Raw genomic sequence first — 25,893 nt, 5'->3', positions numbered from 1 at the left:
TTTAATTTAGCTCTGTTTTTTCAGAAATTCAAGAGAATATTTCATAAGTTAAGGGTTGTCAGTTTTATCCCTCTTTTTTAGATGTTATAATAGGTGAGATTGAAATGATGAAAGGAAGTTTTGCATGCCAAATAAGCAAGAACTTTTAACTGGACTTAATCCAAAGCAAAAAGAAGCGGTGCTTCATACAGAAGGCCCGCTTTTAATTATGGCTGGCGCCGGTAGTGGGAAGACGCGGGTTTTAACTCACCGTATTGCCTACTTAATAGAAGAAAAAGACGTTAATCCTTGGAATATTTTAGCGATCACTTTTACCAATAAAGCTGCTCGAGAAATGAAAGAGCGGGTCAATGCTATTTTAGGAAAAGGTGGGGAAGATGTCTGGGTTTCAACTTTTCACTCCATGTGTGTGCGAATTTTAAGAAGAGATGTCGATGCGATTGGTTATGACCGGAATTTCACAATTTTAGATGGCTCTGACCAACTTTCTTTGATGAAACGTATTTTAAAGGATCTTAATATTGATCCAAAAAAATATGATCCCCGTTCAATTTTAGGGACGATCAGTAATGCGAAAAATGAGTTAATTACACCGGATCAATATGCTGAAATGCAAGGCTCTTTTTTTGAAGAAATTGTCGCTCGGTGTTATGAATCTTATCAAAAAGCTTTGCGTAACAATCAAAGTATGGACTTTGACGATTTGATTATGAATACAATTCGGTTGTTTTCTGAACATGAAAATGTCTTAACTTATTATCAAAATAAATTCCACTATTTGCATGTGGATGAGTATCAAGATACGAACCATGCTCAATACACTTTGGTTAATCTTTTATCCGCTCGTTTCAAAAATTTATGCGTTGTTGGTGATGCGGATCAAAGTATCTACGGTTGGCGTGGTGCTGACATGCAAAATATTTTGGATTTTGAAAAAGATTATCCTAATGCCAGTGTGATTTTATTGGAGCAGAATTATCGCTCTACACAAAATATTTTACAGGCAGCCAATGAAGTAATTCAAAACAATTCTAATCGGCGGCCAAAAGATTTGTGGACTGATAATCAATCAGGGGAACAAATTACTTATTATCGTGCTGACAGTGAACGAGATGAAGCACAGTTTATCGTTAGTGAAATCCGTAATCAAATGCATCAAAATAATCGTAATTTTAATGATTTTGCAGTGTTGTATCGGACCAATGCACAATCTCGTGTAATTGAAGATACTTTAGTTAAAGCTAATGTTCCTTATACTATGGTGGGTGGTCACAAGTTCTATGATCGCAAAGAAATCAAGGATATTATTGCTTACTTAAATATTATTAATAATCCAAGAGATGCGGTGAGTTTTGAGCGAATTGTCAATGTACCAAAGCGGGGAATTGGTCCAAGCTCAGTTGATAAATTACGGGAGTTTGCAGCTATTCATGACTGGTCTTTGGTAGAAGCTGCTCAAAATGTCGATTTAGCTAATATATCAGGTAAAGCTGGTCGCAATTTGGCTGAATTTGGAGAAATGATTCGACAATTCCAAGAAATGATTATTTATTTGCCAGTGACGGATTTAGTAGATCAAATTTTAGAAAAAACCGGTTATTTAGCCGAGCTGAAAAATCAGCGTACTTTAGAAGCAGAATCGCGACTAGAAAACTTAGAGGAATTTAGATCTGTTACGCAAGAATTTGATAAACGATCTCAGCAAGCTGTTGAGGATGGTGATCAACCAGAAGAAAAACTAGCCGTCTTTTTAAATGATTTAGCTTTGGTTTCAGACTTAGATGATTATCAAGAAGAAAGCGCACAAGTAACATTAATGACACTACATGCCGCAAAAGGATTAGAATTCCCAGTGGTCTTTTTAGTCGGAATGGAAGAGAAAATTTTTCCATCAAGTCGTTCTTTAATGGAAGAAGCGCAATTAGAAGAAGAACGTCGTTTGGCCTATGTTGGGATTACACGAGCAGAAAACCAATTGTACTTGACTAATGCTTTTTCACGAACTTTATATGGTAAGACTCAATACAATTCTCCCTCTCGTTTTGTGGCAGAAATTGATGACAGTCTATTAAACCAAACGGGTATTCAGGCGCAACCAACACAATCAAATAGTCCATTCCAATCTTATCAAAAACCCAAGTATCAGCATGCTACCAAACCAGCAGTTCAAAGTAAACAAGCTTCTGGTGGAGAAAATGTAGCTTGGCAATTAGGTGATAAGGTTGCCCATAAAAAATGGGGAACTGGTACTGTCGTAAAAGTTAGTGGAAATGCTCAAGATATAGAATTAGATGTTGCATTTCCCCAACAAGGAATTAAACGTTTATTGGCCGCCTTTGCTCCAATTGAAAAAATTTAATTAAAAATGTGTCAATAAATTACTTAAGCAAAATAACAGGAGGTTACTATGGCTGAAATGACTTTCCAACAAGCCGAAGAAAAAAGCAAAGTATTGCGAGAAGAATTAAATCAATATGCGCATGAATACTATGTAGAAGATAAACCTTCAGTGGAAGACTATGTTTATGATCAAAAATATCAAGAATTGGTAGATTTAGAGACTCAATATCCTGACTTAATTACCGAGGATTCACCCACGCAACGAGTAGGCGGTGTGATCTTAGCTGGATTTGAAAAAGTTGTCCATGAGACGCCACTTTATAGTTTGAACGATGTTTTTAATAAAGAAGAATTGGTGGCCTTTGATGAACGAGTTCAAAAAGCAGTGGGGCATCCAGTTAGTTATTGTTGTGAATTAAAAATTGACGGCTTATCCATTTCTTTAAAATATGAAAATGGCCGTTTTGTCCAAGGGGCAACTAGAGGAGACGGTACTGTTGGAGAAAATATTACTGAGAATTTGAAGACTGTAAAATCTATTCCATTAACTTTACCTGAGGCTTTGTCAATCGAAGTTCGTGGAGAATGTTACATGCCGAAAGCTTCTTTTGTTAAATTGAATCAGAAAAGAGAAGAGGAAGGCAAGGAAGTTTTTGCCAATCCGCGAAATGCGGCAGCTGGAAGCTTACGTCAATTAGATACTCGAGTAGCCGCCAGTAGAAATTTAAGTACTTTTCTTTATACTTTAGCTGATTTTGGTCCGCTGGCTGCTACAACTCAAGATGATGCTTTGAATGAAATGAGTCGTTTGGGTTTCAAAGTCAATCCAGAGCATCAAGTTTATAACACGATTGATGAAGTTTGGGCTTATATTGAAAGTTACCATGAGAAAAGAGCTGATTTAGCGTATGACATTGATGGGATTGTAATAAAAGTGAATGAATTCTCTTTGCAAGATCAATTAGGCTTTACCGTCAAAGCGCCTCGTTGGGCAGCAGCCTATAAATTCCCACCAGAAGAAGCTGAAACAACTTTAAATGATATTGAATGGACAATTGGTCGAACAGGTGTAGTAACACCGACTGCAATCATGACGCCGGTTCGCTTAGCTGGAACAACAGTCGCCAGAGCAAGTCTTCATAATAGTGATTATATTAAAGCAAAAGATATTCGGATCAATGATGTGGTGCGTATTTATAAAGCGGGAGATATTATTCCTGAAGTTGCACAAGTGATTTTAGATAAACGACCAGATGATAGTCAACCTTATGAGATTCCAACCCATTGTCCGGTTTGCAACAGCGAATTGGTTCATTTAGATGAAGAAGTTGCTCTACGTTGTATTAACCCAAAGTGTCCAGCGCAAATTAAAGAAGGTTTGAGTCATTTTGTTTCTCGAAATGCAATGAATATTGATGGCTTGGGACCAAGAGTGTTAGCACAAATGTTTGACAAGGGCTTAGTTACTGATGTAGCTGGTTTATATAACTTAGATAAAGAGCGGCTCCTGACACTAGATAAGATCAAAGATAAATCTGCTGAAAATATTTTAAACGCCATCGAGGCAAGTAAAAATAATTCAGTTGAACGATTATTGTTTGGTTTAGGTATTCGTCATGTAGGTGCAAAGGCAGCTGGTATTTTAGCAGAACATTTTGGCGATTTAGCTCATATTGCAAAAGCTAGTAAGGAAGAAGTCATCACCTTAAATACTTTAGGTGAGACAATTGCGGATAGTTTAATTACTTATTTTGAAAATCAAGAAGTCCATGAATTAATGGCGGAATTAGAAAAATACGGGGTGAATTTAACTTATCTAGGTGTTCGTCAATCTGATTTAGAAGAAGTCGATTCAGTATTTAAAGGAAAAACAATCGTTTTAACTGGTAAATTGACTGAGTTTACTCGAGAAGAAGCAAAAGAACAAATCGAACAATTAGGTGGTAATGTCACTGGGAGTGTGTCGAAGAAAACTGATGTTGTTGTAGCAGGTGAAGACGCGGGTAGTAAATTAACCAAAGCGCAAAATTTAGGTGTGACTGTTTGGAATGAGTCACAGCTGGTTGATGCATTAAAGGATGCACAAACTTAACAAAAACTCATATTTTTTTCAGAAAGACAGTTGACGATAGCAAGAACTATTAAGTATCATAGACTCGCTATCGTTTTTTCGACGAGAAAAAGTGCGCATTCTTAAAAAGATATGATAAAATGAGTCAATATTAGCAAACACATTGAAAGTAGGGATATTATGGCAATTAACGAAGAACAAGTCCAGCATGTTGCGAAATTAGCAAAACTTTCTTTTTCCGCTGATGAATTAACTGGATTTACTGATCAATTAGGAAAAATTATTGATATGGTAGAACAACTAAGTGAAGTAGATACTGAAGGTGTCGAAATAACTTCAAATGTTGTCGAAACAGTAAATGTAATGAGAGAAGATGTGGCCCATGATGGTTGGTCGCGAAAAGAACTAATGAAAAACGTACCAGAATCTGAAGATGGATTCATTAAAGTACCAGCAATTATTGATGATGGAGGGGCAGGCGCATAATGGAAAAATTATTTGATAAATCAATTGAAGAATTACACAGCCTGCTAGTTTCAAAAGAAATTACAGCTACTGATTTGACAAAAGAAACCTTTGATCGGATTAAGGCAACTGAAGAAAAGGTTGAAGCTTTTATTACTTTAAATGAAGACAAAGCATTGGAAGAAGCGAAAGCTATCGACCTGAAAGGTATTTCCGAAGATAATGTATTAGCAGGAATTCCGATTGGAATCAAAGATAATATCGTAACCAAGGATATTTTAACAACTGCTGCGTCAAAAATATTGTCTAACTTCAACCCAATTTATGATGCAACAGTAATGGAAAAAATCTATGCAAATGATTTGATCCCAGTTGGAAAATTAAATATGGATGAATTTGCGATGGGTGGTTCAACTGAGACCTCTTATTTCAAAAAAACGAAAAATGCTTGGGATCATTCTAAAGTTCCTGGTGGTTCTTCTGGTGGTTCAGCAGCTGCTGTTGCTGCGGGACAAGTACCTGCTTCTCTTGGTAGTGATACTGGTGGTTCAATTCGCCAACCGGCATCATTTAACGGCATTGTCGGCATGAAACCAACTTATGGCCGGGTTTCTCGTTTTGGTTTAATTGCTTTTGCTTCATCATTAGATCAAATTGGACCATTTACACGTAATGTTAAAGACAATGCGTTAGTTTTAAATGCTATTTCTGGCTATGACGAAAAAGATGGTACATCATCTGGTGCTTCTGTCCCAGATTTTGCAGCTGGTTTAACTGGTGACATTAAAGGAATGAAAATTGCTTTACCGAAAGAATATTTAGGTGAAGGAATTGATGCGGGTGTCAGAGAATCAATTCAAAAAGCCGTTGAAACTTTTAAAGCATTGGGTGCCACAGTTGAAGAAGTTAGTTTACCTCATTCAAAATATGGCGTACAAGTGTACTATATTATTGCTTCATCTGAAGCAAGTTCAAACTTACAACGGTTTGATGGTATTCGTTACGGTTTCCGTTCAGAAAAAGTAGAAGATTTAGAAGATGTATATGTCAATTCACGGACTGAAGGCTTTGGTGAAGAGGTGAAACGTCGGATTATGCTAGGGACTTTCTCACTATCTGCTGGTTATTACGATGCATACTTCAAAAAGGCTGGTCAAGTTCGTACTTTGATAAAAGAAGATTTTAATAAAGTTTTTGCAGATTATGACTTAATCATTGGGCCAACTGCACCAACTGTTGCCTTTGGAATCGGTGAAAATATCAATGATCCAATTACTATGTACATGAACGATATCTTGACTATTCCAGTCAATTTAGCAGGTTTACCAGGAATGTCAATTCCAGCAGGATTTTCTGAAGGTCTACCAGTTGGGTTACAATTAATTGGTAAACATTTTGACGAAAACACGATGTATAAAGCGGCTTACGCTTTTGAACAAGCAACAGATTTCCATAAACAAAAACCTGTGATTTTAGGGGGTAACGATTAATGAATTTAGAAACAGTCATCGGGCTTGAAGTCCATGTAGAATTAAAAACAAACTCTAAAATCTTTTCTCCAGCACCAGCTCATTTCGGTGCAGAGCCAAATACTAATACTGATATTATTGACTGGGGTTATCCTGGCGTTTTACCAGTAATGAATAAGGCAGCGATTGAATTTGGTATGAAAGCAGCCTTAGCTTTAAACTGCCAAATTTCAAAACATATGCATTTTGACCGTAAAAACTATTTTTATCCCGATAATCCTAAAGCTTACCAAATTTCTCAATTTGATGAACCAATCGGTCATGATGGTTGGATTGAAATTGATGTAAATGGTAAAAAGAAGAAAATCCGGATCGAACGAGTTCATTTAGAAGAAGATGCTGGTAAAAATATGCATGGTATCGGTGGATATTCTTATGTCGATTTGAACCGTCAAGGCACACCATTAATTGAAATTGTATCTGAAGCCGATATGCGTTCGCCAGAAGAAGCGTATGCTTATTTAGATGCTTTACGATCAATCATTCAATTTACTGGTGTTTCTGATGTTAAAATGGAAGAAGGCTCAATGCGCTGTGACGCTAACATTTCTTTACGTCCCTATGGACAAGAAGAATTTGGAACAAAAACAGAATTGAAAAATTTAAACTCAATTAGCTTTGTAAAAAAAGGTTTAGTTTTTGAAGTGCAACGTCAAACCAAAGTTTTATTATCTGGTGGTACAATTCAGCAAGAAACACGCCGTTATGATGAAGGAACCAACAAAACTGTTTTAATGCGGGTTAAAGAAGGTTCTAGTGATTACCGTTATTTCCCTGAACCAGATATTCCTAAATTTGTCATTGATGATGAATGGATTAAAAAAGTAGGGGAAGAATTACCTGAAATGCCAGCTTCTCGTCGTGTTCGCTATATAGAAGAATTAGAATTACCAGAATATGATGCAATGGTACTTACCCAAAGTAAAGAAATGTCTGATTTCTTCGAAAGTACTTTAACAGAAGGTGCAGATGCTAAATTAGCTTCTAACTGGTTAATGGGCGAAGTCTCCGCTTATTTAAACAGCGAAAAAATAGAATTAAATCAAACAAAATTAACACCAAATAATTTGGCTGGTATGATTACTTTAATCAATGATGGAACGATCAGTTCTAAAATTGCTAAAAAAGTTTTCCGGGAATTAATTGAAAATGGCGGCGATGCAAAAACAGTTGTTGAACAGAAAGGCTTAGTTCAACTTTCAGATCCTGCACAATTGTTGCCAATGATTAATGAAGTTTTAGATAACAACCAACAATCAGTCGATGATTTTAAAAATGGTAAAGATCGTGCTGTTGGTTTCTTGGTTGGGCAAATCATGAAAGCTACTAAAGGAAAAGCCAACCCAGGTGTGGTAAACAAATTGTTGCAAGAAGAATTAGCCAAACGCTAGAAGGAGCCCAACTGTGAAAAAAGCACGATTAATTTATAATCCAGTATCCGGTAAAGAAATTTTACGGAATAACCTTGCCGATATTTTAGTAGCAATCGAACAAGCCGGTTATGAAACCAGCGCCTTTGCCACGACAGCAGAGCCTGATTCAGCCAAAAATGAAGCGACTCGAGCTGCCAAAGCAGGATTTAGTTTAATTGTTGCTGCAGGTGGAGATGGCACAATCAATGAAGTTGTCAATGGTATCGCAGGTTTGGAAAAACGTCCTAAAATTGCGATCATACCAGCCGGTACAACCAATGATTACGCTAGAGCTTTAAAAGTTCCCCGCAACAATGTAAAAGCCGCAGCTGAAGTGATCCAAAAAGAACAGACTGTCAAAATGGATATTGGTAAGGCGAATGATACTTACTTTATAAATATTGCAGCTGCTGGTTACTTAACCGAGTTAACTTACGAAGTGCCTTCAGAGCTAAAAAGTATTTTTGGTTATTTAGCTTACATTGCTAAAGGTGCGGAAATGTTACCCCGAATCAAACCCATTAAAGTGGATTTGAAATATGAGGGCGGCGAATATCAGGGTGATGTTTCAATGTTTTTCTTGGGACTGACAAATTCTATTGGTGGTTTTGAAACAATTGCACCAGATGCAATGTTAGATGATGGAAAGTTTTCTTTGATTGTCGTAAAAACAGCTAATTTATTTGAAATTGTCCGTTTGATTACTTTAGTAATTAATGGTGGGAAACATGTGAATGATCCGAAAGTTCTTTATGTTAAAACTAGTTTTTTAGAAGCATCTGTTGAAGATGAAAATAAACGAATGATGATTAATTTAGATGGCGAGTATGGTGGTGACGCACCGATGCGTTTTGAAAATTTGCATCAACATATTGAATTTTTTGCTAACACTGATGAAATTTCTGATGCTGCTATTCAAGGAGAAGATGAACTTGAAGAGCAAGAGGCAGGTCAAGAATTAGTTAAAGAGTTTGAAAAGTTACAAGAAGAAGATAAAGATACTCCAGATGATCAAAAATAACAATTAGCGGCTCTGTTTGGACAGAGTCGTTTTTTCATCTTGCAATTTGACGGCAGATTCATTAAAATGATTGAAGCATTCAACAACGAAGGAGAAAAATATTGATTAAAAAAAATGAAACCTACACAACAGTGATTGATGATTTAACTTATGAAGGAATGGGTGTGGCCCATATTGATGGCTTTGCATTGTTTGTAGAAAATGCACTACCTGGTGAAGAAGTTGAATTATTAGTAGTAAAAACTGGTAAAAAATTTGGCTATGGAAAAGTAATTAATCGCCTGTCAGAAAGTCCAGAACGTGTCCCTGTAGAAAACCATGATTTATTACGCAGCGGAATTGCACCATTGAGCCATATGAAATATGAGAGTCAATTGGTATTTAAACAAAATCAAATTAAACATGTGATGGACAAAATTGCTCACTTACCAGAAGTTGAAGTAAAAGAATCAATCGGGATGGAAAAACCTTATGCTTATCGTAATAAAGCACAAATTCCTGTCAGAAATATCAATGGCGAGCTAGCAACTGGTTTTTATCGCAAAAATTCCCATGAGTTATTGCCAATTGAAGATTACTTTATTCAAGATCCAAAAATCGACGAAGCTATTTTGGTCGTCCGAGATATATTACGTCGATTTAATGTAAAACCTTATAATGAAGAGGAGAACACAGGATTTTTGCGTCATATCGTTATTAGACGAGGACATTATTCCCATGAAATGATGGTTGTCTTAGTTACCCGAAAAGAAAAATTCTTTAAAGGTGTTGAAATAGCAACTGAAATCCAAAAAGCTTTGCCAGAAGTTGTGTCGGTGGTTCAAAATGTAAACACGGAGAAAACCAATGTCATTTTAGGCCGTCAAGAAAACTTATTGCTAGGCCGAGAATATATTTTTGATAATTTATTAGGAAAAACATATCGCATTTCGGCTCAATCATTTTATCAAGTCAACACGGAGCAAGCAGAAAAATTATATCAGTTAGCCATTGATTTAGCTGATTTACAGCCAACAGATACTGTGATTGATGCTTATTGTGGTATTGGAACAATTGGTTTATCTTTTGCTGATCGGGTACATCATGTTTACGGTGTAGAAGTTGTTAAGCAAGCAATTAATGATGCAAAATTCAATGCCCTAAAAAATGAGCTTGAAAATGTCACTTTTCGAACAGGTAAAGCTGAAGATATCATGCATAAATGGGTAGAAAAAGGCATCCGACCAGATGTTATTTTCGTTGATCCACCAAGAAAAGGTTTAACTGAAAGTTTTATTGATGCAACAGCTGAAATAAACCCTGCAAAAATTGTTTATATTTCTTGTAATCCTGCAACGTTAGCTAGAGATTTGAAACATTATGCAACATTAGGTTATAAAGCGGCCAGTATCCAACCAGTGGACTTATTTCCACAAACAAATCATGTGGAATCTGTGACATTATTAAAAAAATAAAATAATTTTTCTGGCAGCTAATATATTTAGCTGCTTTTTTTAAAACTAACTTGAAGATGATGGTTTACTGTGTCACAATTACATTTATAAAGATACTTATTTTAACTAAATTTTTTTTGGGAATTTAATTTATTAATAATTAGGTATCAGATATTTTTTTGGTAGGAGGAAGAAAAGTGGCAAAAATTATAAAAATTGAAGAGGATAAAATTTTTATCGGGTTAGATGATCAAAGCATCATGGAATTTAAGCGTCATCAATTTAGTTTTGTTCCAATCGTTGGAGAAGAGGTTGAGATTTACGGTGAAGGTGAGGGGGCCGTCATCACATTATCTGAAAAAAAACCAGTTTATACTGAACCAGAAGACGAAGAGATATTCTCTGATATTTTAGGAGTAAATTATCCTGATCAAGAGGGAGATACCATGTTGTTAATTGCATTTATTTTTAATATTTTAACGACGATTGGTTGTGCTTGGTTGCTTATTCCTCTAGCTTGGATGATACCAATGACTATTACGAGTTGGCGCGCTTATAAAGGTGTTCGTCCAAACACAACAGCGTTAGGTGTATGTACATTATTATTTGTCAATATTATTAGTGGTATCTTAATGTTGGTGGGCCCCAAAAATGAAAAATAGTAATTAAGGCTGCTGCTGCAGTCTTTTTTTAATTATTAAGATTAAATTTTTTTTAAAACTAATAAGGTTTTTTATGATATAGTAGTTCTACCTTTAAAGGCGGTGTAAAAAATGAATCAAAAAGAAAAGATGTTAGAATTAATCAAAAAGAAACAAGGTGGCGGAAGATCTAAAGACATGGCGGCACCAAAAAATGATCGCAAAAATATGCGTAAAGGACCAAAAATATATAACAAATAAAGAAGAGATACGCTAAATCATAAAGATGTTTGGCGTTTTTTTTATTTATAAAAAAAGCTAATTTTCATGAAATATTTCATTTTGAGTTCATTGAAAGGATTTATGCTGGAAGAAAAATATAAGGATGGACAATTATGAGAAATATTTGGCTACAAAGATTAATGAAAATAAATCAAAAATATCAACAGATGATGCGAGGACGCTATGGTCGATTTGATCAACTCAATAAAACTTTGTTAATCATTTGGCTGATACTATCACTTTTTAAACGCTGGATACCATTTTATTTAGGTGATTTACTAGGATTATTTATTTTAGGGATCATTTTCTATCGTTTCTTTTCCAAAAAAATCTATCCTCGGAGTAATGAAAATCAGAAATTGATTAAATGGTGGAGAAAGTTACAAAGTCAGCGCCAATTTAAGTATTTTAAATGTCCAAATTGTAAACAAGAAATGCGCGCACCTCGGGGCAAAGGGAAAATTAAAGTGACATGTAAAAATTGTCAAAATCAATTTATCAAAAAAGTTTAAAGAGGGTTATTTTATGCCATTAATTTTAATACGTCATGGTGAAAGTGAAGCAAACTTTGCAAATTATTGGACCGGTTGGTTAGATGTTAATTTAACTGAAAAAGGACGAGAACAAGCAATTCTTGCTGGGAAGAAAATTTCTGAGGCAGGTTATCAAATTGATCTTGCATTTGAATCAGTTTTAAAAAGATCCATTTTGACAGCAGAACTCATTTTAGAACAAAATAATGCTAGTGCGGTACCAGAATTTAAAACTTGGCGGCTTAACGAACGTCATTATGGTGACTTAGTTGGAAAAAACAAAGCTAAAATGACTGCTGAGTATGGGGCTGAGCAAGTGGAAAAATGGCGAAGAGGGTATGATGAAGTGCCCCCACAAGTCAAAATAAATCATTTTGATCGGCGTTACAATAATCTCGATCCCCGCCTGATTCCAAAAGGAGAAAGTCTGCACCAGACTGAGCAGCGCGTCATCCCTCTATGGCAAGATGAAATTGTACCAGAATTAAAAGCTGGAAAAACAGTTTTAGTTGTTGGTCATGGAAATAGTTTGCGGTCATTGATTCGTTATATTGAAGAAGTACCACCGCTAGAGGTGAACCAAATTGATATTCCTAATGCGACAGCTATGATTTATGATTTCGATCAGCAAATGAAGATTACCCATAAAAAAATTATGTAAACTTAGCGAGGGCTTTTATGAAAAATTATATTTGGGATTTTGATGGTACACTTTATGATAGTTATCCAGTGATGATGCAAGCTTTGATGGAAACATTAACTGCTTACCATAAAGATTTGTCAAAAGAGACTGTTTATCTTCGCATTAAAAAAGAATCAATCCATCAATTGATTCAAGAAGAAGGATTAACTGATACAAATTTTGACAAAGATTTTCATCGAGTAGAAAAATCTTATTTAAATCAAGCCATCCCTTTTGAAGATACGAGAGAAACTTTACAGCAATTAAAACAACGAGGCGGCAGACATTTTATTTTGACACATCGACGTAGTGATGATACTTGGGATTTGCTAAAACGTGATGGTTTAGCGGACTATGTCGAGGCAATAATTGGCTCTGAATCAGGTTTTCCGCGTAAACCAGATCCAACAGCGATTAATCAATTGATTGAAGAATTTCATCTAGATCGACACGAAACGGTTATGATTGGTGATCGAAAACTCGATATTTTAGCCGGAAAAAATGCCGATATTGCCACAGTATTTTATGATTTAGATCAGTTTGAAGAGGTTCCAGCAAATTTTGTTGTAAATAATTTACGAAAACTAGTTTCCATCTTCTAGATTATTGATTATAATTTTATGGAGGAGGTGCGTCATGGAATTACAACGTGAGCCAGAAACAGTCGAATCATTTAATTATGGAATACCACCAGTGGGCCAAGAGGTGGAACAAAAATTAGATGTTAATTTTGATATTCTTAATACAACTGATCCGAGCTACCCACAAGAAAATAGCATTGTTGGTGTCAGAGTTTTCTTTACTTTTCCTTTTGAAGAATTCATTGTTGGTGGGAGTGTCTCTCAAGTCATCCACATCATGAATCGGGAAATTAAGAAGCCGTCTGATTTATCAAAAAAAGAAGCCAACGAAATTGCTATTCCAGTTTTTAAAATTATTGAACGTTTGATTTATGAAGTAACTGAAATTGCTTTAGATCGACCAGGATTAAAAATTAATTTTGCGCCAAACGAACAATAACCAGTGAATTGTCTGATTTTTATCAGATGAACCACTGGTTTTTTTGATGCATACCTGATGTATTTTTGTTAAACTGAGGCGAGGTGAAAATATGTTTAATGAACAAGTAACGATTATTTTATATGCTAACGATGTAGCAAAATATGCAGCATTTTGGGAGAAGCTTGGTTTTGTCATTATCAGTCAAAATGAAATTGATGGTTCACCAGTTGCAGAAATTGCTGTGGTACCAAATGGTGCTGTCCACTTTATGATTTATGATCGGACATTTATTGAAAATAATTCTGATGAGGTAAGCGAACCAAGCCCAGCATTAATTTTCAGTAGTGATGATGTGATGGCACTTTATAAAGATTTACAGGAAAAAGCAGTTCAACTTGGAGATTTAACACAAATTGGTGGAGAATATGTCTTTAATTTTGTTGATATTGAAGGCAATTATTTTGTGGTATCTGGAAAATGAAATTAAACAATCCAACTGAAGTGTTTGCTATCGGTGATATTCACGGCGAATATCACCTTTTTCAAGAGATGTTACAAAACTACCAAACTCAGCAACAGCTTATATTAATCGGCGATTTGAATGATCGCGGAAAGAAAAGCAAGGATTGTTGGTTACTAGGAAAAAAATTAGTGGAGGAACAAAATGTTATCTATTTAATGGGAAACCATGAAGCATATTTTCTAGAATTTTTAGCAGCGCCAGAGGATTGGGGCCCCAATTATTTTCATAATGGTGGCAAGGAAACGATGGAGAGCCTTTTACACCCTGGTGCAATTGAAGAATATTCACCTACTGAAATGGCTATGATGATTAAAAGTCGTTACGGAGAATTGATTACTTTTTTACAAGAGCGTCCATTTTATTTTGAGTGGGAAAAATATATTTTTGTTCACGCAGGAGTGGATTTAGTACAAAAAGATTGGAAAAAAAGTTCGCCTCATGATTTTTTATGGATAAGAGAACCTTTTATTAAAGGAAAAAATCAAACGGGCAAAACAATTGTTTTTGGTCATACGGTTACACCAATGCTTTATGGGGATATGACTACGACGGATTTATGGCAAAGTGATGGGAAAATTGGGATTGATGGTGGTGCTGTTTTTGGCGGTTCACTACATGGCGTTGTGTTCAATCAAGAAAAAATAGTAAAGGATTTTGAAATTTCAAATGCCGGTCATGGCTGGCAACCGAGTATTTAAAGGCGCTGGTGAGTTTTATAGAAAACTACTAGTGTCTTTAAGTTTTAATAAGGAGTGATGGTGTGGAAAAATATAAAGGACATATAGCTGCAGGCGTAACAGTCATTATCTGGGCGACAACTTTTGTTTCGACTAAAGTTTTACTAAAAAGCTTTTTACCAATTGAAATATTGTTTATTCGCTTTCTATTAGGTTTTATTGCTTTAGCGATTGTTTCACCTAAAATCATTCCTTTTAAAAATTGGAAAGAAGAATTTTATTTTATTTGTGCAGGAATTTCTGGGGTCTTCCTTTATTATTACTTAGAAAATGTAGCTTTGACTTATACTTTTGCTATGAACGTTGGGATTATTGGTTCATTAAGCCCATTTATGACTGCTTTGTTGAGTCGATTTGTACTAAAGCAAGGTAAGCTGTACAAGATGTTCATTATGGGGTTTATTTTTTCATTAATAGGAATTTCATTAATCAGTTTGAATGGCGCTATCCAAGTTAATCCAATTGGAGATGGTTTAACTTTTATCGCGATTTTCTTTTGGGCAATTTATTCTTTGTTTGTTAAAAAAATCAGTAGCTTCGGTTATAGTACGATTGGTATGACCAAGAAAATATTCTTTTACGGATTAATTACTATGTTGCCTGTTTTATTGCTATCAATCGATCACTTTGATTTTTCGCGCTTAGCCAATGGTGAAAATTTTTGGAATCTTATTTTCTTAGGGCTAGGTGCCTCAGCAACTTGTTTTGTTACTTGGAATTTTTCAGTTAAGATGTTGGGTCCTGTACGTTCATCTATTTATATCTACTCAATTCCTATGTTAACAACTATCTCATCGGTCATTATTTTACATGAACCTTTATCATTGAAAACCTTTTTTGGTATTTGTCTGACTTTACTAGGATTATTCCTTTCCGAATGGCCCAATATTTCAGCTTCAAGACAAATGCGCCAAAAGGAATAAAAATGTGATAAAATAGAAAAGATTTTGGAAGAATGGAGTACAAATATGTCAGAAAATTTAAATCAAGCAATTGTCCAATTAGTTGATAAGGAATTACCTTATCGAAAGGGTCAGATTGAGATAGTTTTAACTATGTTACAAGAAGGGAATACCGTCCCCTTTATTGCCCGTTATAGAAAAGAGCGGACTGGAAGTCTAGACGAAGTTCAAATCCGTGAGATTGAAGAACGTTTTACTTATTTAGAAAACTTGGAAAAACGAAAAGGTGAAGTTCTTCGCATCATTGAAGAACAAGGTAAGTTAACCGATGATTTAGCTGCAGAAATCAAAGCAGCTGTTAAGATGCAAAAAGTAGAGGATTTATATCGTCCTTATAAACAAAAACGACGGACAAAGGCGACGATTGCTAAAGAAAATGGTTTAGAACCATTAGCTGAATATTTATGGTCAATGCCGTTAGAAGGTGATGTATTTGCAGAAGCAAATAAATATATCAACGAAAAGATTGAAACAGCAGAAGCAGCTTTGCAAGGTGCTCACGAAATATTAGCAGAACAAATTAGTGATCATCCGGATTATCGCACTTGGATTCGTGATTATACTAAAAGTAGAGGATTTTATGAAAGTAAAGTCAAAGATGCTGACAAAGACGAAAAAAGTGTCTACGAGATGTATTACGATTTTTCCGAGCCGATTAGTAAAATGGTTTCACATCGTGTATTAGCTTCAAATCGTGGCGAGAAAGAAGAAATATTAAAAGTCAGTATAGTTGTTGATGAACAATTTATTTTTGAATATTTTGACAAGCAATTAAAAATGAATCCTCAATCAATTACCGCAACTTATTTAAAAGATGCTTATCAAGATAGCTATAAAAGATTTATTGGCCCAGCAATCGAACGAGAAATTCGTAATGAATTAACCGAGAAGGCGGATGAACAAGCAATCGATATTTTTGGCGAGAATTTACGTAACTTATTGTTACAATCACCGTTAAAAAATAAAGTAGTTTTAGGTTTTGATCCAGCTTATCGAACAGGTTGTAAGCTTGCAGTAGTTGATGGAACTGGAAAAGTTTTAGCAATCGAAGTCATTTATCCTCATAAGCCAGCTTCACAAGCAAAAAGAGCAGAAGCAGCACCAGCTTTTAGAAAATTAATTGAAAAATTCAAAGTTGAGATGGTAGCGATTGGTAACGGAACGGCTAGTCGTGAGTCGGAATTATTTGTCTCTGAGCAATTAAAAGAAGTCAAAGAACAAGTTTTTTATGTGATTGTTAATGAAGCTGGTGCCTCAGTTTATTCTGCTAGTGATGTGGCAAGAACAGAATTTCCTGATTTACAAGTAGAAGAACGAAGTGCAGTCAGTATCGCTCGTAGATTACAAGATCCTTTAGCTGAATTAGTTAAAATTGACCCGAAGGCAGTTGGTGTTGGACAATATCAACATGATGTTAGTCAAAAACGCTTGTCTGAGCAATTAGATTTCGTTGTTGAAACGGCAGTTAACCAAGTAGGTGTTAATGTAAATACAGCAAGCCCGCAATTGTTACAATATGCGTCTGGTCTAAATAAAACTACAGCTCAAAATGTTGTGAATTATCGCGATGAAAATGGTGCTTATACTGCTCGTAACCAATTAAAAAAAGTACCTCGCTTAGGACCAAAAGCTTTTGAGCAAGCAGTTGGATTTTTACGAATTCCTGAAGGAAAGAATGTATTAGATAATACTAGTATTCACCCGGAAAGTTACGAAGCTGCAAAGAGCATTTTAACAATTGCGGATGTATCCTTAACCGATTTAGGTAGCGAAGAAGCAACGAAAAAAATAAAGGCTTTGTCTATAAATGAATTAGGTCGAGAATTAGGCATTGGTAAAGAAACGGTACAAGATATTTTGGAAGCACTAATTCAACCAGGGCGAGATATGCGAGATGAAATGCCAGCACCTTTACTCCGTCAAGATGTTTTATCGATGGAAGATTTAAAAGCCGGCATGGAACTACAAGGAACCGTTCGAAACGTAATCGATTTTGGTGCCTTTGTAGATATTGGTGTAAAACAAGATGGTTTGGTTCATATTTCGAAACTAAGTACTAAGTTTGTTAAACATCCAACCGATATTGTTTCAGTTGGTGATGTGGTAACCGTCTGGGTTGATGGTGTAGATGTACAGAAAGGGCGAATCAGTTTATCAATGATTCCGCTTAAGAAAAATGACAAATAATGAGTTGCAAAAATTAGTGGAAGAAGTCTCGTTGACTTCTTTCCGCTTACCTTTTAAACACCAGGCAATTTTTAATCGCCGTTTAAAATCTACCGGTGGTCGTTATCATTTGAAGGATCACCATTTAGATTTCAATCCTCTGATTGTGGAACAACATGGCCTGGCAGAATTTATTAAAGTAATTAAACATGAACTTTGTCATTATCACTTGCATTTAACCAAGCGAGGTTATAAGCATCAAGATCAAGACTTTAAGCAATTACTTAAAAAAGTTGATGGCAGCCGTTTTGCACCGACTGTTAGCACAGGTAAAGAAAAAACTTATCTTTGCAAAAAATGCGGCCAAAAAATCAGCCGCCAAAGAAAAATTGACACAAATCGCTTTGTTTGCGGCAAATGTAATGGGAAACTTCGCTTAATAGCTTAGAAAATGAATAATCATTTGCTATTTTTTTGAATATATATGATAATGTGAATCGCAATTAAAAAGTACATAAGGATGAGAAATAATGAATAATAAAGAAACGCTATATCATTTTGTTGGTATTAAAGGTTCTGGAATGAGCTCTTTAGCTTTAGTTCTTCATGAAAAAGGCTATCAAGTGCAAGGATCAGATGTAGAGAAATATTTCTTTACCCAACGAGATTTAGAAAAAGCCCATATTAAAATTTTACCTTTCAGCGCGGATAACATTAAGGCTGGGATGACGATTATTCAAGGGAACGCTTTTCCTGATACCCATGAAGAAATTGCTAAAGCCAAAGAGTTAGGCTTAGAAATTATTCGCTACCATGATTTTATTGGGAAGTTTATCCAACCTTATACAAGTGTGGCGGTAACGGGATCTCATGGTAAAACAAGTACGACTGGTTTACTTTCACATGTGTTAAGTGGAATTGCGCCAACTAGCTATTTAATTGGTGACGGTACTGGTCATGGTGAACCAGATGCAAAATTCTTTTCATTTGAAGCTTGTGAATACCAGCGTCATTTTTTGGCTTATGCGCCTGATTATGCGATTATGACCAACATAGATTTTGATCATCCAGACTATTTCAAAAGCATTGATGACGTTTTTGAAGCATTCCAAACTTTAACCAATCAAGTAAAAAAAGGAATTTTTGCTTATGGCGATGATGAATACTTACGTAAATTAAAGGCAGATGTACCGATTTATTATTATGGTTTAACAGAAGATGATGATATTCAAGCTAGAAATATTGTCCGCACAACAAATGGTTCTGCTTTTGATGTCTATCATCAAGATCAATTTATCGGTCGTTTTTCAGTACCATCATTTGGTAAACACAATATTTTAAACGCATTAGCAGTTATTGCTGTCAGCTATTTTGAAAAATTAGACATGGATAAAGTAAAAGCTGAAATGTTGACTTTTTCTGGTGTCAAACGCCGTTTTACTGAAAAACAAGTTGCAGATATGATAGTCGTTGATGATTATGCGCATCATCCTGCTGAAATTAAAGCTACTATTGATGCAGCCCGCCAAAAATATCCCGAAAAAGAACTTATTGCGGTTTTCCAACCTCATACTTTTTCTCGGACAATTGCTTTGCTAGATGATTTTGCAGAAGCTTTAGATAAGGCAGATCACGTTTATTTATTAGATATTTTTTCTAGCGCTAGAGAAACAGCTGGTGAAGTTAAGATTGAAGATTTAGGCGCAAAAATCCAAAAAGGCGGACAAGTTATTTCTGAAGATAACATGTCTCCATTATTGGATTACGAAAATGGTGTCGTCATTTTCATGGGTGCTGGTGATGTACAACGTTTTGAGCAGGCCTATGAAAATCTATTAAGCACTACTACAAGAAATGTATTATAAAATGATTTCAGCTATTCTTTTTGGGTAGCTGATTTTTTATTAAGGAAAAATTTAAATTAAATTGATTCAGTCGTTAGTGAAAGAGTTCGCTTGTTTTTTAATAAGAACTTCGCTAAAATATATTTAGATTAATCAACGGAGGGAAAAAGCTTTGTATAATATGAAAACTCGAAAAGTCGGGAAAATGATCGATGAAATTGAGGAAGGGGACTCGTTATCCTTAACAGAATCGATTGAGGACAATCAATTATTGTTGTATTTGGGATTAACCAATGATGCGAATCCATTATATATTCAACATGAATATGCAAAAGCAAGTGAATATGATAAACCACTTGTGCCATCAGTGATGATTATGGGATTGATTACTAGTGCGATTTCAAAGCATTTGCCAGGTCCAGGTTCACATATAGTGAATTTTTCAATTAATTTTATTGATCCAGTTTATCATTATGAAACCTTAACTTTTGAGTTTGAAGTTATTAAAGTCGACAAAATGAAAGATGTTGTCACAATCTCAGTTGAAGCTACCAACAGCGAAGATAAAAGAATATTAGATGCTGTGGTGATGGTGAAACCACCTACTGTCAAGTTAGGAGAGGATATAAATGAATAATCAACAAACACAAGCAGTTGGCTTAAATCGTTTTTTTGCTAAGATTTACGGATTTTTAGCTTTAGGAATTGGAATTAGCGCTTTTGTTTCTTACTTAACATTAGGACCAATGAGCGCGCAAGCAATTAATTTGATTCAACATTTCCCATTAGGCTTTATTGGTCTTTGGATTTTGGAAATTGCTTTAGTCATTATTTTAGGGGTAAAAGCTCAAAAAAATTCAACGATCGCAATTTCAGGATTCATTGCTTACTCTGTTTTAAATGGAATTACTTTAGCAGTTACTTTAGCCATTTATGATATTGGAACAGTCACACAGGCATTTATTTCAACGATGGTGATGTTTATGGTGATGGCTGTTGTAGGAGTTACCACCAAACGAGATTTGTCAGGTGTTGGTCGTGCGGCACTAAGTAGTTTAATTGGGATTATTATTGCGATGTTCTTGAATGTCTTTATCTTACAAAGTTCAGCTGTAGAATTATTGATTTCTATCTTAATGGTTATCATCATGTCCGGTTTAACAGCTTATGACAATCAAAACATCCGCAAAATTTATGCTGGAACGAACGGCCAAGCTGGAAATGGGGTTGCGGTATTCTTAGCATTACAATTATACTTAGACTTTGTTAATATGTTCTTGGCGTTCTTAAGAATTTTTGGAAACAATAACTAATTTTCAAATTGAGACTTTGATGAGCGAAAGTTTATCAAAGTCTTTTTTCATTTTCAAATTGGTGATGCCTTTGTTAAAATGAAGGTTAAAGGAGAGAAATTATGACTGAAAAAAAATTATTATTAGTAGATGGGAATAGTGTCGCATTTCGAGCTTTTTTTGCGATGCACAATTCACTTGAAAAATTTAAAAATAAAAATGGCTTACATACGAATGCAATCTATGCATTTAATAATATGTTTGAGAATGTAATGAAAAGTGTTCAACCTACTCATGTCCTAGTGGCCTTTGATGCCGGAAAAACTACCTTCAGAACAGAAATGTATAGTGACTACAAAGGTGGACGTTCGAAAACACCAGGTGAGTTTCGTGAGCAAATGCCCTATATTAGAGAATTAATTGAAGCTTTAGGGGTTAAACATTATGAACTTGATAACTATGAAGCCGATGATATTATTGGTACTTTAGCTGAGCAAGGTAGCCAAAATGATTTTGAAGTAGTGGTTTTAACAGGCGACCGAGATTTAACTCAGTTAGCAAGTGATAAAATTACTGTCGATATCACAGTAAAAGGAGTCAGTGATATCGAATCATATACACCAGCCCATGTTGCTGAAAAATATGATGGCTTGACTCCAAATCAAATTATTGATTTAAAAGGATTAGCAGGCGATACATCAGATAATTATCCTGGTGTAACAAAAGTCGGTGAAAAAACGGCGATTAAATTAATTAAAGAATATGGCAGCGTTGAAGGTGTCTATCAAAACATTGATGAAATGAAAAAAAGCAAGATGAAGGAAAATCTGATTAATGATAAAGATCAAGCCTTCTTATCAAAAAAACTAGCAACTATTGATACAAAAGCCCCAGTAACTATTGAGTTAGATGAATTAAGTTATCATGGCAAAGATATCGAAAGACTAGTCGAATTTTACAAAGAGATGGATTTTAAACAGTTTTTAAGTAAGCTAAATATTGAAGAAGATCCGGTAGAACTTGAAGATATCCATTATGATGTGGTGGATACTTTTGATGAAAGTCAATTTGGACCAGATGCTTGCCTCCATGTAGAAATGCTACAAGATAATTATCATACTGCTGACGTTGTTGGCGTGTCTTGGAGCAACCAAAATAAGATTTATGTTACGAATAATCATTTGGATTTATTTGAATCCCCGGTATTTAAAAGTTGGTTAGAGTCAACAAATGGAAAAAAAGTTTACGATGCAAAGCGGACATATGTTGCTTTGAATCGTTTTGTCACGAAAACTGAAGGTATTAACTTTGATGTTTTACTGGCAGCCTATCTGCTAGATACAAATGATAACAGTAATGATATCGCTGGTGTAGCTCAACATTATGGTTTTACTGAAATTCAATCAGATGAACAGATTTATGGTAAAGGGGCCAAAAAAGGCTTGCCGGAAGATCAAGAAGTGTTCTTTAATCATTTGGCACGAAAAATTCAAGCCATTAAATTTTTGAGTCAAAAACTTGAAAGTGAATTGGAAGAAAAACAACAAGATCGTTTATTTTATGAGATGGAATTGCCATTATCTCGGATTTTAGCCGAAATGGAGATTACTGGGATTACAGTTAATGCCCAAACTTTACAAAATATGCGAGGCGAATTTTCAAAGAGACTACAAGAAATTGAGCAAAAAATCTATGAAGAAGCTGGTGAAACCTTCAATATCAATTCACCAAAACAATTAGGTGTGATCTTATTTGAAAAAATGCAGTTACCAGTTATTAAAAAAACAAAAACCGGTTATTCAACCGCTGTTGATGTTTTAGAACAATTGAGAGAACAAGCACCAATAGTTGACGATATTTTGAACTATCGTCAAATTGCTAAAATCCAATCAACATATGTTGAAGGCTTATTGAAGGTGATTCAATCAGATAATAAGATTCACACTCGTTATATTCAGACTTTGACTCAAACTGGTCGCTTAAGTTCAGTTGATCCTAATTTACAAAATATTCCGATTCGCTTAGAAGAAGGTCGTAAAATTCGTCAAGCTTTTGTTCCCCGGGAAAAAGATTGGCTGATTTATTCTTCAGATTATTCACAAATTGAATTGCGGGTATTGGCTCACATTTCTGGCGACAAGCATTTGATTCAAGCATTTAAGGATGGCATGGATATTCACACAAGTACGGCAATGCGGGTATTTGGTGTAAAAGAAGAAGATGTAACACCAAACATGCGTCGTAACGCTAAAGCGGTGAACTTTGGGATTGTTTATGGAATTTCTGATTATGGCTTGTCACAAAATTTGGGAATTACTAGAAAAGCAGCACAAGAATATATTGACACTTATTTCGAAAACTATCCTGATGTAAAAAGATATATGGAAGAAAGTGTTCGAGAGGCAAAACATCAAGGCTATGCAAAAACACTTTATAATCGTCGCCGTTACTTACCAGATATTAACTCAAGAAATTTCAATATTCGTTCTTTCGCAGAGCGGACAGCGATCAATACTCCAATTCAAGGAAGTGCCGCTGATATTCTTAAGTTAGCAATGATTGAACTGTCTAAACGATTAGCCAAAACAGATCTAAAAGCAACCATGTTATTGCAAGTGCATGATGAATTGGTTTTTGAAGTACCAGAAAATGAAGTCGAAATGCTAGATAAATTAGTCAAAGAAGTCATGGAAAATACTGTATCATTAAATGTCCCATTATTAACAGATAGTAGCTGGGGAAAAACTTGGTACGAAGCAAAATAAAATAAAAACACTGTGACAACAAATTTTACAGAAGAAATCCGAACATTATAGTGTTGGTTTTGGGATCTAATAAGTCATTTTCAAAGAATGACAATCTTTAGTAGCTTTACTGATTTTGATTCAGATGTTTAAAAACTGTTTAGATTGTTGTCCCAGTCTTTTTTAACTAGGAAGTGTTGAAATGCCAGAACTACCGGAAGTTGAGACCGTCAGAATTGGTTTGGAAGCATTAGTAAAAAATAAAACAATTAAAAAAGTAGAGGTTTTTTGGCCTAGAATTATTGAATCACCAGAAGTTGAACAATTTGCAATCGAATTAATTGGTGAGACAATCCAAGATGTTAAAAGACGTGGAAAATATTTAATTTTTGAATTTGATGATTTTGATATGGTCTCTCATTTAAGAATGGAAGGAAAGTATGAATATTTTCCTGAAGAGACTGTTTTGGATAAACATAGTCACGTGCGTTTTATTTTCACTGATGGTTCTGAATTAATTTATCACGATGTAAGAAAATTTGGACGAATGGCTTTACTACCGAAAGGACAAGGTGAAAACTATAAAGGAATCCTTCAATTAGGTCCAGAACCAACAACTGAAGAATTTGCCTTCGCGCCTTTCTATCAAAAATTACAAAAATCAACCACCATGATTAAGCCATTATTGCTCAATCAAAAAATTGTTGCTGGTTTAGGCAATATTTATGTTGATGAAGTATTATGGTTAGCCAAAATCCATCCTATGCAGCCAGCAAAATCAATTTCAAAGCAGGCCGCAAAGAAACTGCATCAGGCAATTATTACTGTTATCTCAGAAGCAAAAAAAGCTGGTGGAACAACTATCCGTACCTATTTGAATGCTTTAGGCGAAGCAGGTCATTTCCAACAAAAGTTGAATGTATATGGCCAAACCGGACTGCCTTGCAAAAGGTGTCAAACACCGATTATTAAAATTAAAGTCGCTCAAAGAGGTACCCATCTTTGTCCCCATTGTCAAAAATTAAAGCAGGTGAAGATATGAGTTTTGTATTAGGCGTGACTGGTAGTATTGCTACTGGAAAATCAACAGTCGTAAATGTATTTAAAAATCATCAAATTCCTGTTGTTGATGGCGATGTGGTGGCTAGAGAAGTAGTGGAGCCTGGTACCGAGGGATTAGCGGCAGTTGTCGAAAAATTTGGTGAAGATATTTTATTAGCTGAAGGTGGTTTGGATCGAAAAAAATTAGGTGATTTAGTTTTTAGTCAGCCAGATGAAAGGCTAAAATTAAATGAAACCATCAAACCATTTATTAGAAAAGAAATTTTACGTCAAATTGAAGAGCTAAAGAAGAAATCCCCTTTAGTTATTGCAGATATTCCTTTACTTTATGAAGCTCACTATGAAAAAGAATTGGACGTGATTGCTGTAGTTTATGTTAGTCCTAGAATTCAGTTGGAACGTTTGATGAAAAGAAATAACTATACCGAAAATGAAGCCTTTAATCGAATCAACAGCCAATGGTCAATTGATGAAAAAAAACAAAAAGCAGATATCGTATTTGACAATCGTGGTACGATAGAAGAAACGAAACAGCAAGTTGAAGATTGGTTAAAAAAACAAAACTTTATCAGTTAATGCGTATTGTTAGATCTTTAACCGCTTTTTTTCATAATTTTGTTATGGTAAACTTTAGTTAAATCTTCAGATAAAATAAGAGGTGAGTAAATGCGTTGTCCAAGATGTAATCATAATAGTTCACGTGTGATAGATAGCCGTCAAACAGATGACAATCGTGCCATTCGTCGTCGCCGAGAGTGTGAAAATTGTGGGTTTCGTTTCACCACTTTTGAAAGAATTGAAGCCGCACCGCTATTAGTTGTGAAACGTAATGGTGATCGTGAGGAATTTAGTCGAGATAAAATTTTACGCGGTTTAATCCGTTCAGCCGAGAAAAGACCAGTGGCGATGGAACAAATGGAACAAATCGTCGATCACGTAGAAAATCGTGTCCGAAGCATGGGAGAAAATGAAGTTTCAACGAGTTTGATTGGTGATTTTGTGATGGAAGATTTAATGGAAGTAGATGAAATTGCTTATATTCGTTTTGCCAGTGTTTATCGTCAGTTTAAAGACATGTCAGTCTTTTTGCGAGAATTACAAGAAATTGTCGATAAAGCGAAATCTTCTAAGCCAGAAGAATAGGAGAAATTT

Annotated in this window: 25 protein-coding genes; all 25 read left to right on the top strand. The window is 35.1% G+C overall.

All coding sequences use genetic code 11. The features are described from left to right. Positions 1-124 precede the first annotated feature (124 nt). Entirely contained in the window at positions 125-2,359 is a 2,235-nt protein-coding gene (pcrA, locus tag ID741_RS11910) for a DNA helicase PcrA (RefSeq protein ID WP_438720113.1), read from the top strand. 48 nt (positions 2,360-2,407) lie between these two features. Continuing rightward, positions 2,408-4,432 carry an NAD-dependent DNA ligase LigA gene (gene ligA / locus ID741_RS11905; protein ID WP_218325388.1) on the top strand — a complete coding sequence of 675 codons (2,025 nt, stop codon included), beginning with the start codon at positions 2,408-2,410 and terminating at the stop codon, positions 4,430-4,432. A 159-nt stretch (positions 4,433-4,591) separates the two neighbouring features. Beyond that, positions 4,592-4,897 carry an Asp-tRNA(Asn)/Glu-tRNA(Gln) amidotransferase subunit GatC gene (gene gatC / locus ID741_RS11900; protein ID WP_218325387.1) on the top strand — a complete coding sequence of 102 codons (306 nt, stop codon included), beginning with the start codon at positions 4,592-4,594 and terminating at the stop codon, positions 4,895-4,897. Further along, positions 4,897-6,366 carry an Asp-tRNA(Asn)/Glu-tRNA(Gln) amidotransferase subunit GatA gene (gene gatA / locus ID741_RS11895; RefSeq protein ID WP_438720112.1) on the top strand — a complete coding sequence of 490 codons (1,470 nt, stop codon included), beginning with the start codon at positions 4,897-4,899 and terminating at the stop codon, positions 6,364-6,366. Before gatC ends, gatA begins: the two co-directional genes overlap by 1 nt. After that, entirely contained in the window at positions 6,366-7,796 is a 1,431-nt protein-coding gene (gatB, locus tag ID741_RS11890) for an Asp-tRNA(Asn)/Glu-tRNA(Gln) amidotransferase subunit GatB (protein WP_438720111.1), read from the top strand. The genes gatA and gatB overlap by 1 nt, the downstream gene beginning before the upstream one ends. A gap of 13 nt (positions 7,797-7,809) precedes the next feature. Then, positions 7,810-8,838 carry a diacylglycerol kinase gene (locus ID741_RS11885; protein ID WP_218325384.1) on the top strand — a complete coding sequence of 343 codons (1,029 nt, stop codon included), beginning with the start codon at positions 7,810-7,812 and terminating at the stop codon, positions 8,836-8,838. Positions 8,839-8,936: 98 nt separating this feature from the next. Then, positions 8,937-10,292: a 23S rRNA (uracil(1939)-C(5))-methyltransferase RlmD gene (gene rlmD / locus ID741_RS11880; protein ID WP_438720467.1), complete on the top strand. Its 1,356-nt coding sequence runs from the start codon at positions 8,937-8,939 to the stop codon at positions 10,290-10,292. A 176-nt stretch (positions 10,293-10,468) separates the two neighbouring features. Further along, complete coding sequence (locus ID741_RS11875; RefSeq protein WP_218325383.1) at positions 10,469-10,933, top strand: hypothetical protein; 465 nt, start codon at positions 10,469-10,471, stop codon at positions 10,931-10,933. 111 nt (positions 10,934-11,044) lie between these two features. Further along, entirely contained in the window at positions 11,045-11,173 is a 129-nt protein-coding gene (locus ID741_RS11870; RefSeq protein WP_281419010.1) for a hypothetical protein, read from the top strand. A 134-nt stretch (positions 11,174-11,307) separates the two neighbouring features. Then, positions 11,308-11,706, top strand: a complete 399-nt coding sequence (locus ID741_RS11865; protein WP_438720110.1) for a hypothetical protein — start codon at positions 11,308-11,310, stop codon at positions 11,704-11,706. 13 nt (positions 11,707-11,719) lie between these two features. Further along, on the top strand, positions 11,720-12,388 hold the full coding sequence (locus tag ID741_RS11860; RefSeq protein WP_438720109.1) for a 2,3-bisphosphoglycerate-dependent phosphoglycerate mutase: 669 nt from the start codon (positions 11,720-11,722) through the stop codon (positions 12,386-12,388). Positions 12,389-12,405: 17 nt separating this feature from the next. Continuing rightward, positions 12,406-13,011 (top strand): HAD-IA family hydrolase, encoded by a 606-nt coding sequence (locus ID741_RS11855; RefSeq protein ID WP_438720108.1) that lies wholly within the window; start codon positions 12,406-12,408, stop codon positions 13,009-13,011. A gap of 34 nt (positions 13,012-13,045) precedes the next feature. Next, positions 13,046-13,429, top strand: coding sequence for a DUF1149 family protein (locus ID741_RS11850; RefSeq protein ID WP_218325379.1), 384 nt, complete (start codon positions 13,046-13,048; stop codon positions 13,427-13,429). Positions 13,430-13,520: 91 nt separating this feature from the next. After that, positions 13,521-13,892, top strand: coding sequence for a VOC family protein (locus tag ID741_RS11845; RefSeq protein WP_438720107.1), 372 nt, complete (start codon positions 13,521-13,523; stop codon positions 13,890-13,892). Further along, positions 13,889-14,632, top strand: coding sequence for a metallophosphoesterase family protein (locus ID741_RS11840; protein WP_438720106.1), 744 nt, complete (start codon positions 13,889-13,891; stop codon positions 14,630-14,632). The genes ID741_RS11845 and ID741_RS11840 overlap by 4 nt, the downstream gene beginning before the upstream one ends. Positions 14,633-14,694: 62 nt before the next feature. Next, positions 14,695-15,594 (top strand): DMT family transporter, encoded by a 900-nt coding sequence (locus ID741_RS11835; protein ID WP_438720105.1) that lies wholly within the window; start codon positions 14,695-14,697, stop codon positions 15,592-15,594. Positions 15,595-15,639: 45 nt separating this feature from the next. Then, positions 15,640-17,820 carry a Tex family protein gene (locus ID741_RS11830; RefSeq protein WP_438720104.1) on the top strand — a complete coding sequence of 727 codons (2,181 nt, stop codon included), beginning with the start codon at positions 15,640-15,642 and terminating at the stop codon, positions 17,818-17,820. Next, complete coding sequence (locus tag ID741_RS11825) at positions 17,810-18,247, top strand: SprT family protein (protein ID WP_438720103.1); 438 nt, start codon at positions 17,810-17,812, stop codon at positions 18,245-18,247. The genes ID741_RS11830 and ID741_RS11825 overlap by 11 nt, the downstream gene beginning before the upstream one ends. A gap of 82 nt (positions 18,248-18,329) precedes the next feature. Then, on the top strand, positions 18,330-19,664 hold the full coding sequence (gene murC, locus ID741_RS11820; protein WP_218325373.1) for a UDP-N-acetylmuramate--L-alanine ligase: 1,335 nt from the start codon (positions 18,330-18,332) through the stop codon (positions 19,662-19,664). Positions 19,665-19,824: 160 nt separating this feature from the next. Continuing rightward, positions 19,825-20,280 carry a MaoC family dehydratase gene (locus ID741_RS11815; protein WP_218325457.1) on the top strand — a complete coding sequence of 152 codons (456 nt, stop codon included), beginning with the start codon at positions 19,825-19,827 and terminating at the stop codon, positions 20,278-20,280. After that, positions 20,273-20,956 (top strand): Bax inhibitor-1/YccA family protein, encoded by a 684-nt coding sequence (locus ID741_RS11810; protein ID WP_438720102.1) that lies wholly within the window; start codon positions 20,273-20,275, stop codon positions 20,954-20,956. Before ID741_RS11815 ends, ID741_RS11810 begins: the two co-directional genes overlap by 8 nt. Positions 20,957-21,057: 101 nt before the next feature. After that, positions 21,058-23,700, top strand: coding sequence for a DNA polymerase I (gene polA, locus ID741_RS11805; protein WP_438720101.1), 2,643 nt, complete (start codon positions 21,058-21,060; stop codon positions 23,698-23,700). 181 nt (positions 23,701-23,881) lie between these two features. Beyond that, entirely contained in the window at positions 23,882-24,721 is an 840-nt protein-coding gene (gene mutM, locus ID741_RS11800) for a DNA-formamidopyrimidine glycosylase (protein ID WP_438720100.1), read from the top strand. Continuing rightward, entirely contained in the window at positions 24,718-25,317 is a 600-nt protein-coding gene (coaE, locus tag ID741_RS11795) for a dephospho-CoA kinase (protein ID WP_438720099.1), read from the top strand. Before mutM ends, coaE begins: the two co-directional genes overlap by 4 nt. A 90-nt stretch (positions 25,318-25,407) precedes the next feature. Continuing rightward, positions 25,408-25,884: a transcriptional regulator NrdR gene (nrdR, locus tag ID741_RS11790; protein ID WP_218325368.1), complete on the top strand. Its 477-nt coding sequence runs from the start codon at positions 25,408-25,410 to the stop codon at positions 25,882-25,884. The last annotated feature ends 9 nt before the right edge of the window (positions 25,885-25,893 follow it).

It is taken from the genome of Enterococcus sp. AZ103, assembly GCF_051714685.1.
GTDB lineage: Bacteria > Bacillota > Bacilli > Lactobacillales > Enterococcaceae > Enterococcus_A > Enterococcus_A alishanensis.
This window is presented reverse-complemented; position numbering and strand designations above follow the sequence as displayed.

Coding starts and splice junctions, on each gene's coding strand:
- ID741_RS11870 (WP_281419010.1), top strand. CDS start 11,045: ATGAATCAAAAAGAAAAGATGTTAGAATTAATCAAAAAGAAACAAGGT.
- ID741_RS11810 (WP_438720102.1), top strand. CDS start 20,273: ATGAATAATCAACAAACACAAGCAGTTGGCTTAAATCGTTTTTTTGCT.
- ID741_RS11855 (WP_438720108.1), top strand. CDS start 12,406: ATGAAAAATTATATTTGGGATTTTGATGGTACACTTTATGATAGTTAT.
- nrdR (WP_218325368.1), top strand. CDS start 25,408: ATGCGTTGTCCAAGATGTAATCATAATAGTTCACGTGTGATAGATAGC.
- ID741_RS11825 (WP_438720103.1), top strand. CDS start 17,810: ATGACAAATAATGAGTTGCAAAAATTAGTGGAAGAAGTCTCGTTGACT.
- mutM (WP_438720100.1), top strand. CDS start 23,882: ATGCCAGAACTACCGGAAGTTGAGACCGTCAGAATTGGTTTGGAAGCA.
- ID741_RS11860 (WP_438720109.1), top strand. CDS start 11,720: ATGCCATTAATTTTAATACGTCATGGTGAAAGTGAAGCAAACTTTGCA.
- ID741_RS11865 (WP_438720110.1), top strand. CDS start 11,308: ATGAGAAATATTTGGCTACAAAGATTAATGAAAATAAATCAAAAATAT.
- murC (WP_218325373.1), top strand. CDS start 18,330: ATGAATAATAAAGAAACGCTATATCATTTTGTTGGTATTAAAGGTTCT.
- ID741_RS11845 (WP_438720107.1), top strand. CDS start 13,521: ATGTTTAATGAACAAGTAACGATTATTTTATATGCTAACGATGTAGCA.
- ID741_RS11830 (WP_438720104.1), top strand. CDS start 15,640: ATGTCAGAAAATTTAAATCAAGCAATTGTCCAATTAGTTGATAAGGAA.
- ID741_RS11850 (WP_218325379.1), top strand. CDS start 13,046: ATGGAATTACAACGTGAGCCAGAAACAGTCGAATCATTTAATTATGGA.
- ID741_RS11815 (WP_218325457.1), top strand. CDS start 19,825: ATGAAAACTCGAAAAGTCGGGAAAATGATCGATGAAATTGAGGAAGGG.
- gatB (WP_438720111.1), top strand. CDS start 6,366: ATGAATTTAGAAACAGTCATCGGGCTTGAAGTCCATGTAGAATTAAAA.
- pcrA (WP_438720113.1), top strand. CDS start 125: ATGCCAAATAAGCAAGAACTTTTAACTGGACTTAATCCAAAGCAAAAA.
- coaE (WP_438720099.1), top strand. CDS start 24,718: ATGAGTTTTGTATTAGGCGTGACTGGTAGTATTGCTACTGGAAAATCA.
- polA (WP_438720101.1), top strand. CDS start 21,058: ATGACTGAAAAAAAATTATTATTAGTAGATGGGAATAGTGTCGCATTT.
- ligA (WP_218325388.1), top strand. CDS start 2,408: ATGGCTGAAATGACTTTCCAACAAGCCGAAGAAAAAAGCAAAGTATTG.
- ID741_RS11840 (WP_438720106.1), top strand. CDS start 13,889: ATGAAATTAAACAATCCAACTGAAGTGTTTGCTATCGGTGATATTCAC.
- gatA (WP_438720112.1), top strand. CDS start 4,897: ATGGAAAAATTATTTGATAAATCAATTGAAGAATTACACAGCCTGCTA.
- gatC (WP_218325387.1), top strand. CDS start 4,592: ATGGCAATTAACGAAGAACAAGTCCAGCATGTTGCGAAATTAGCAAAA.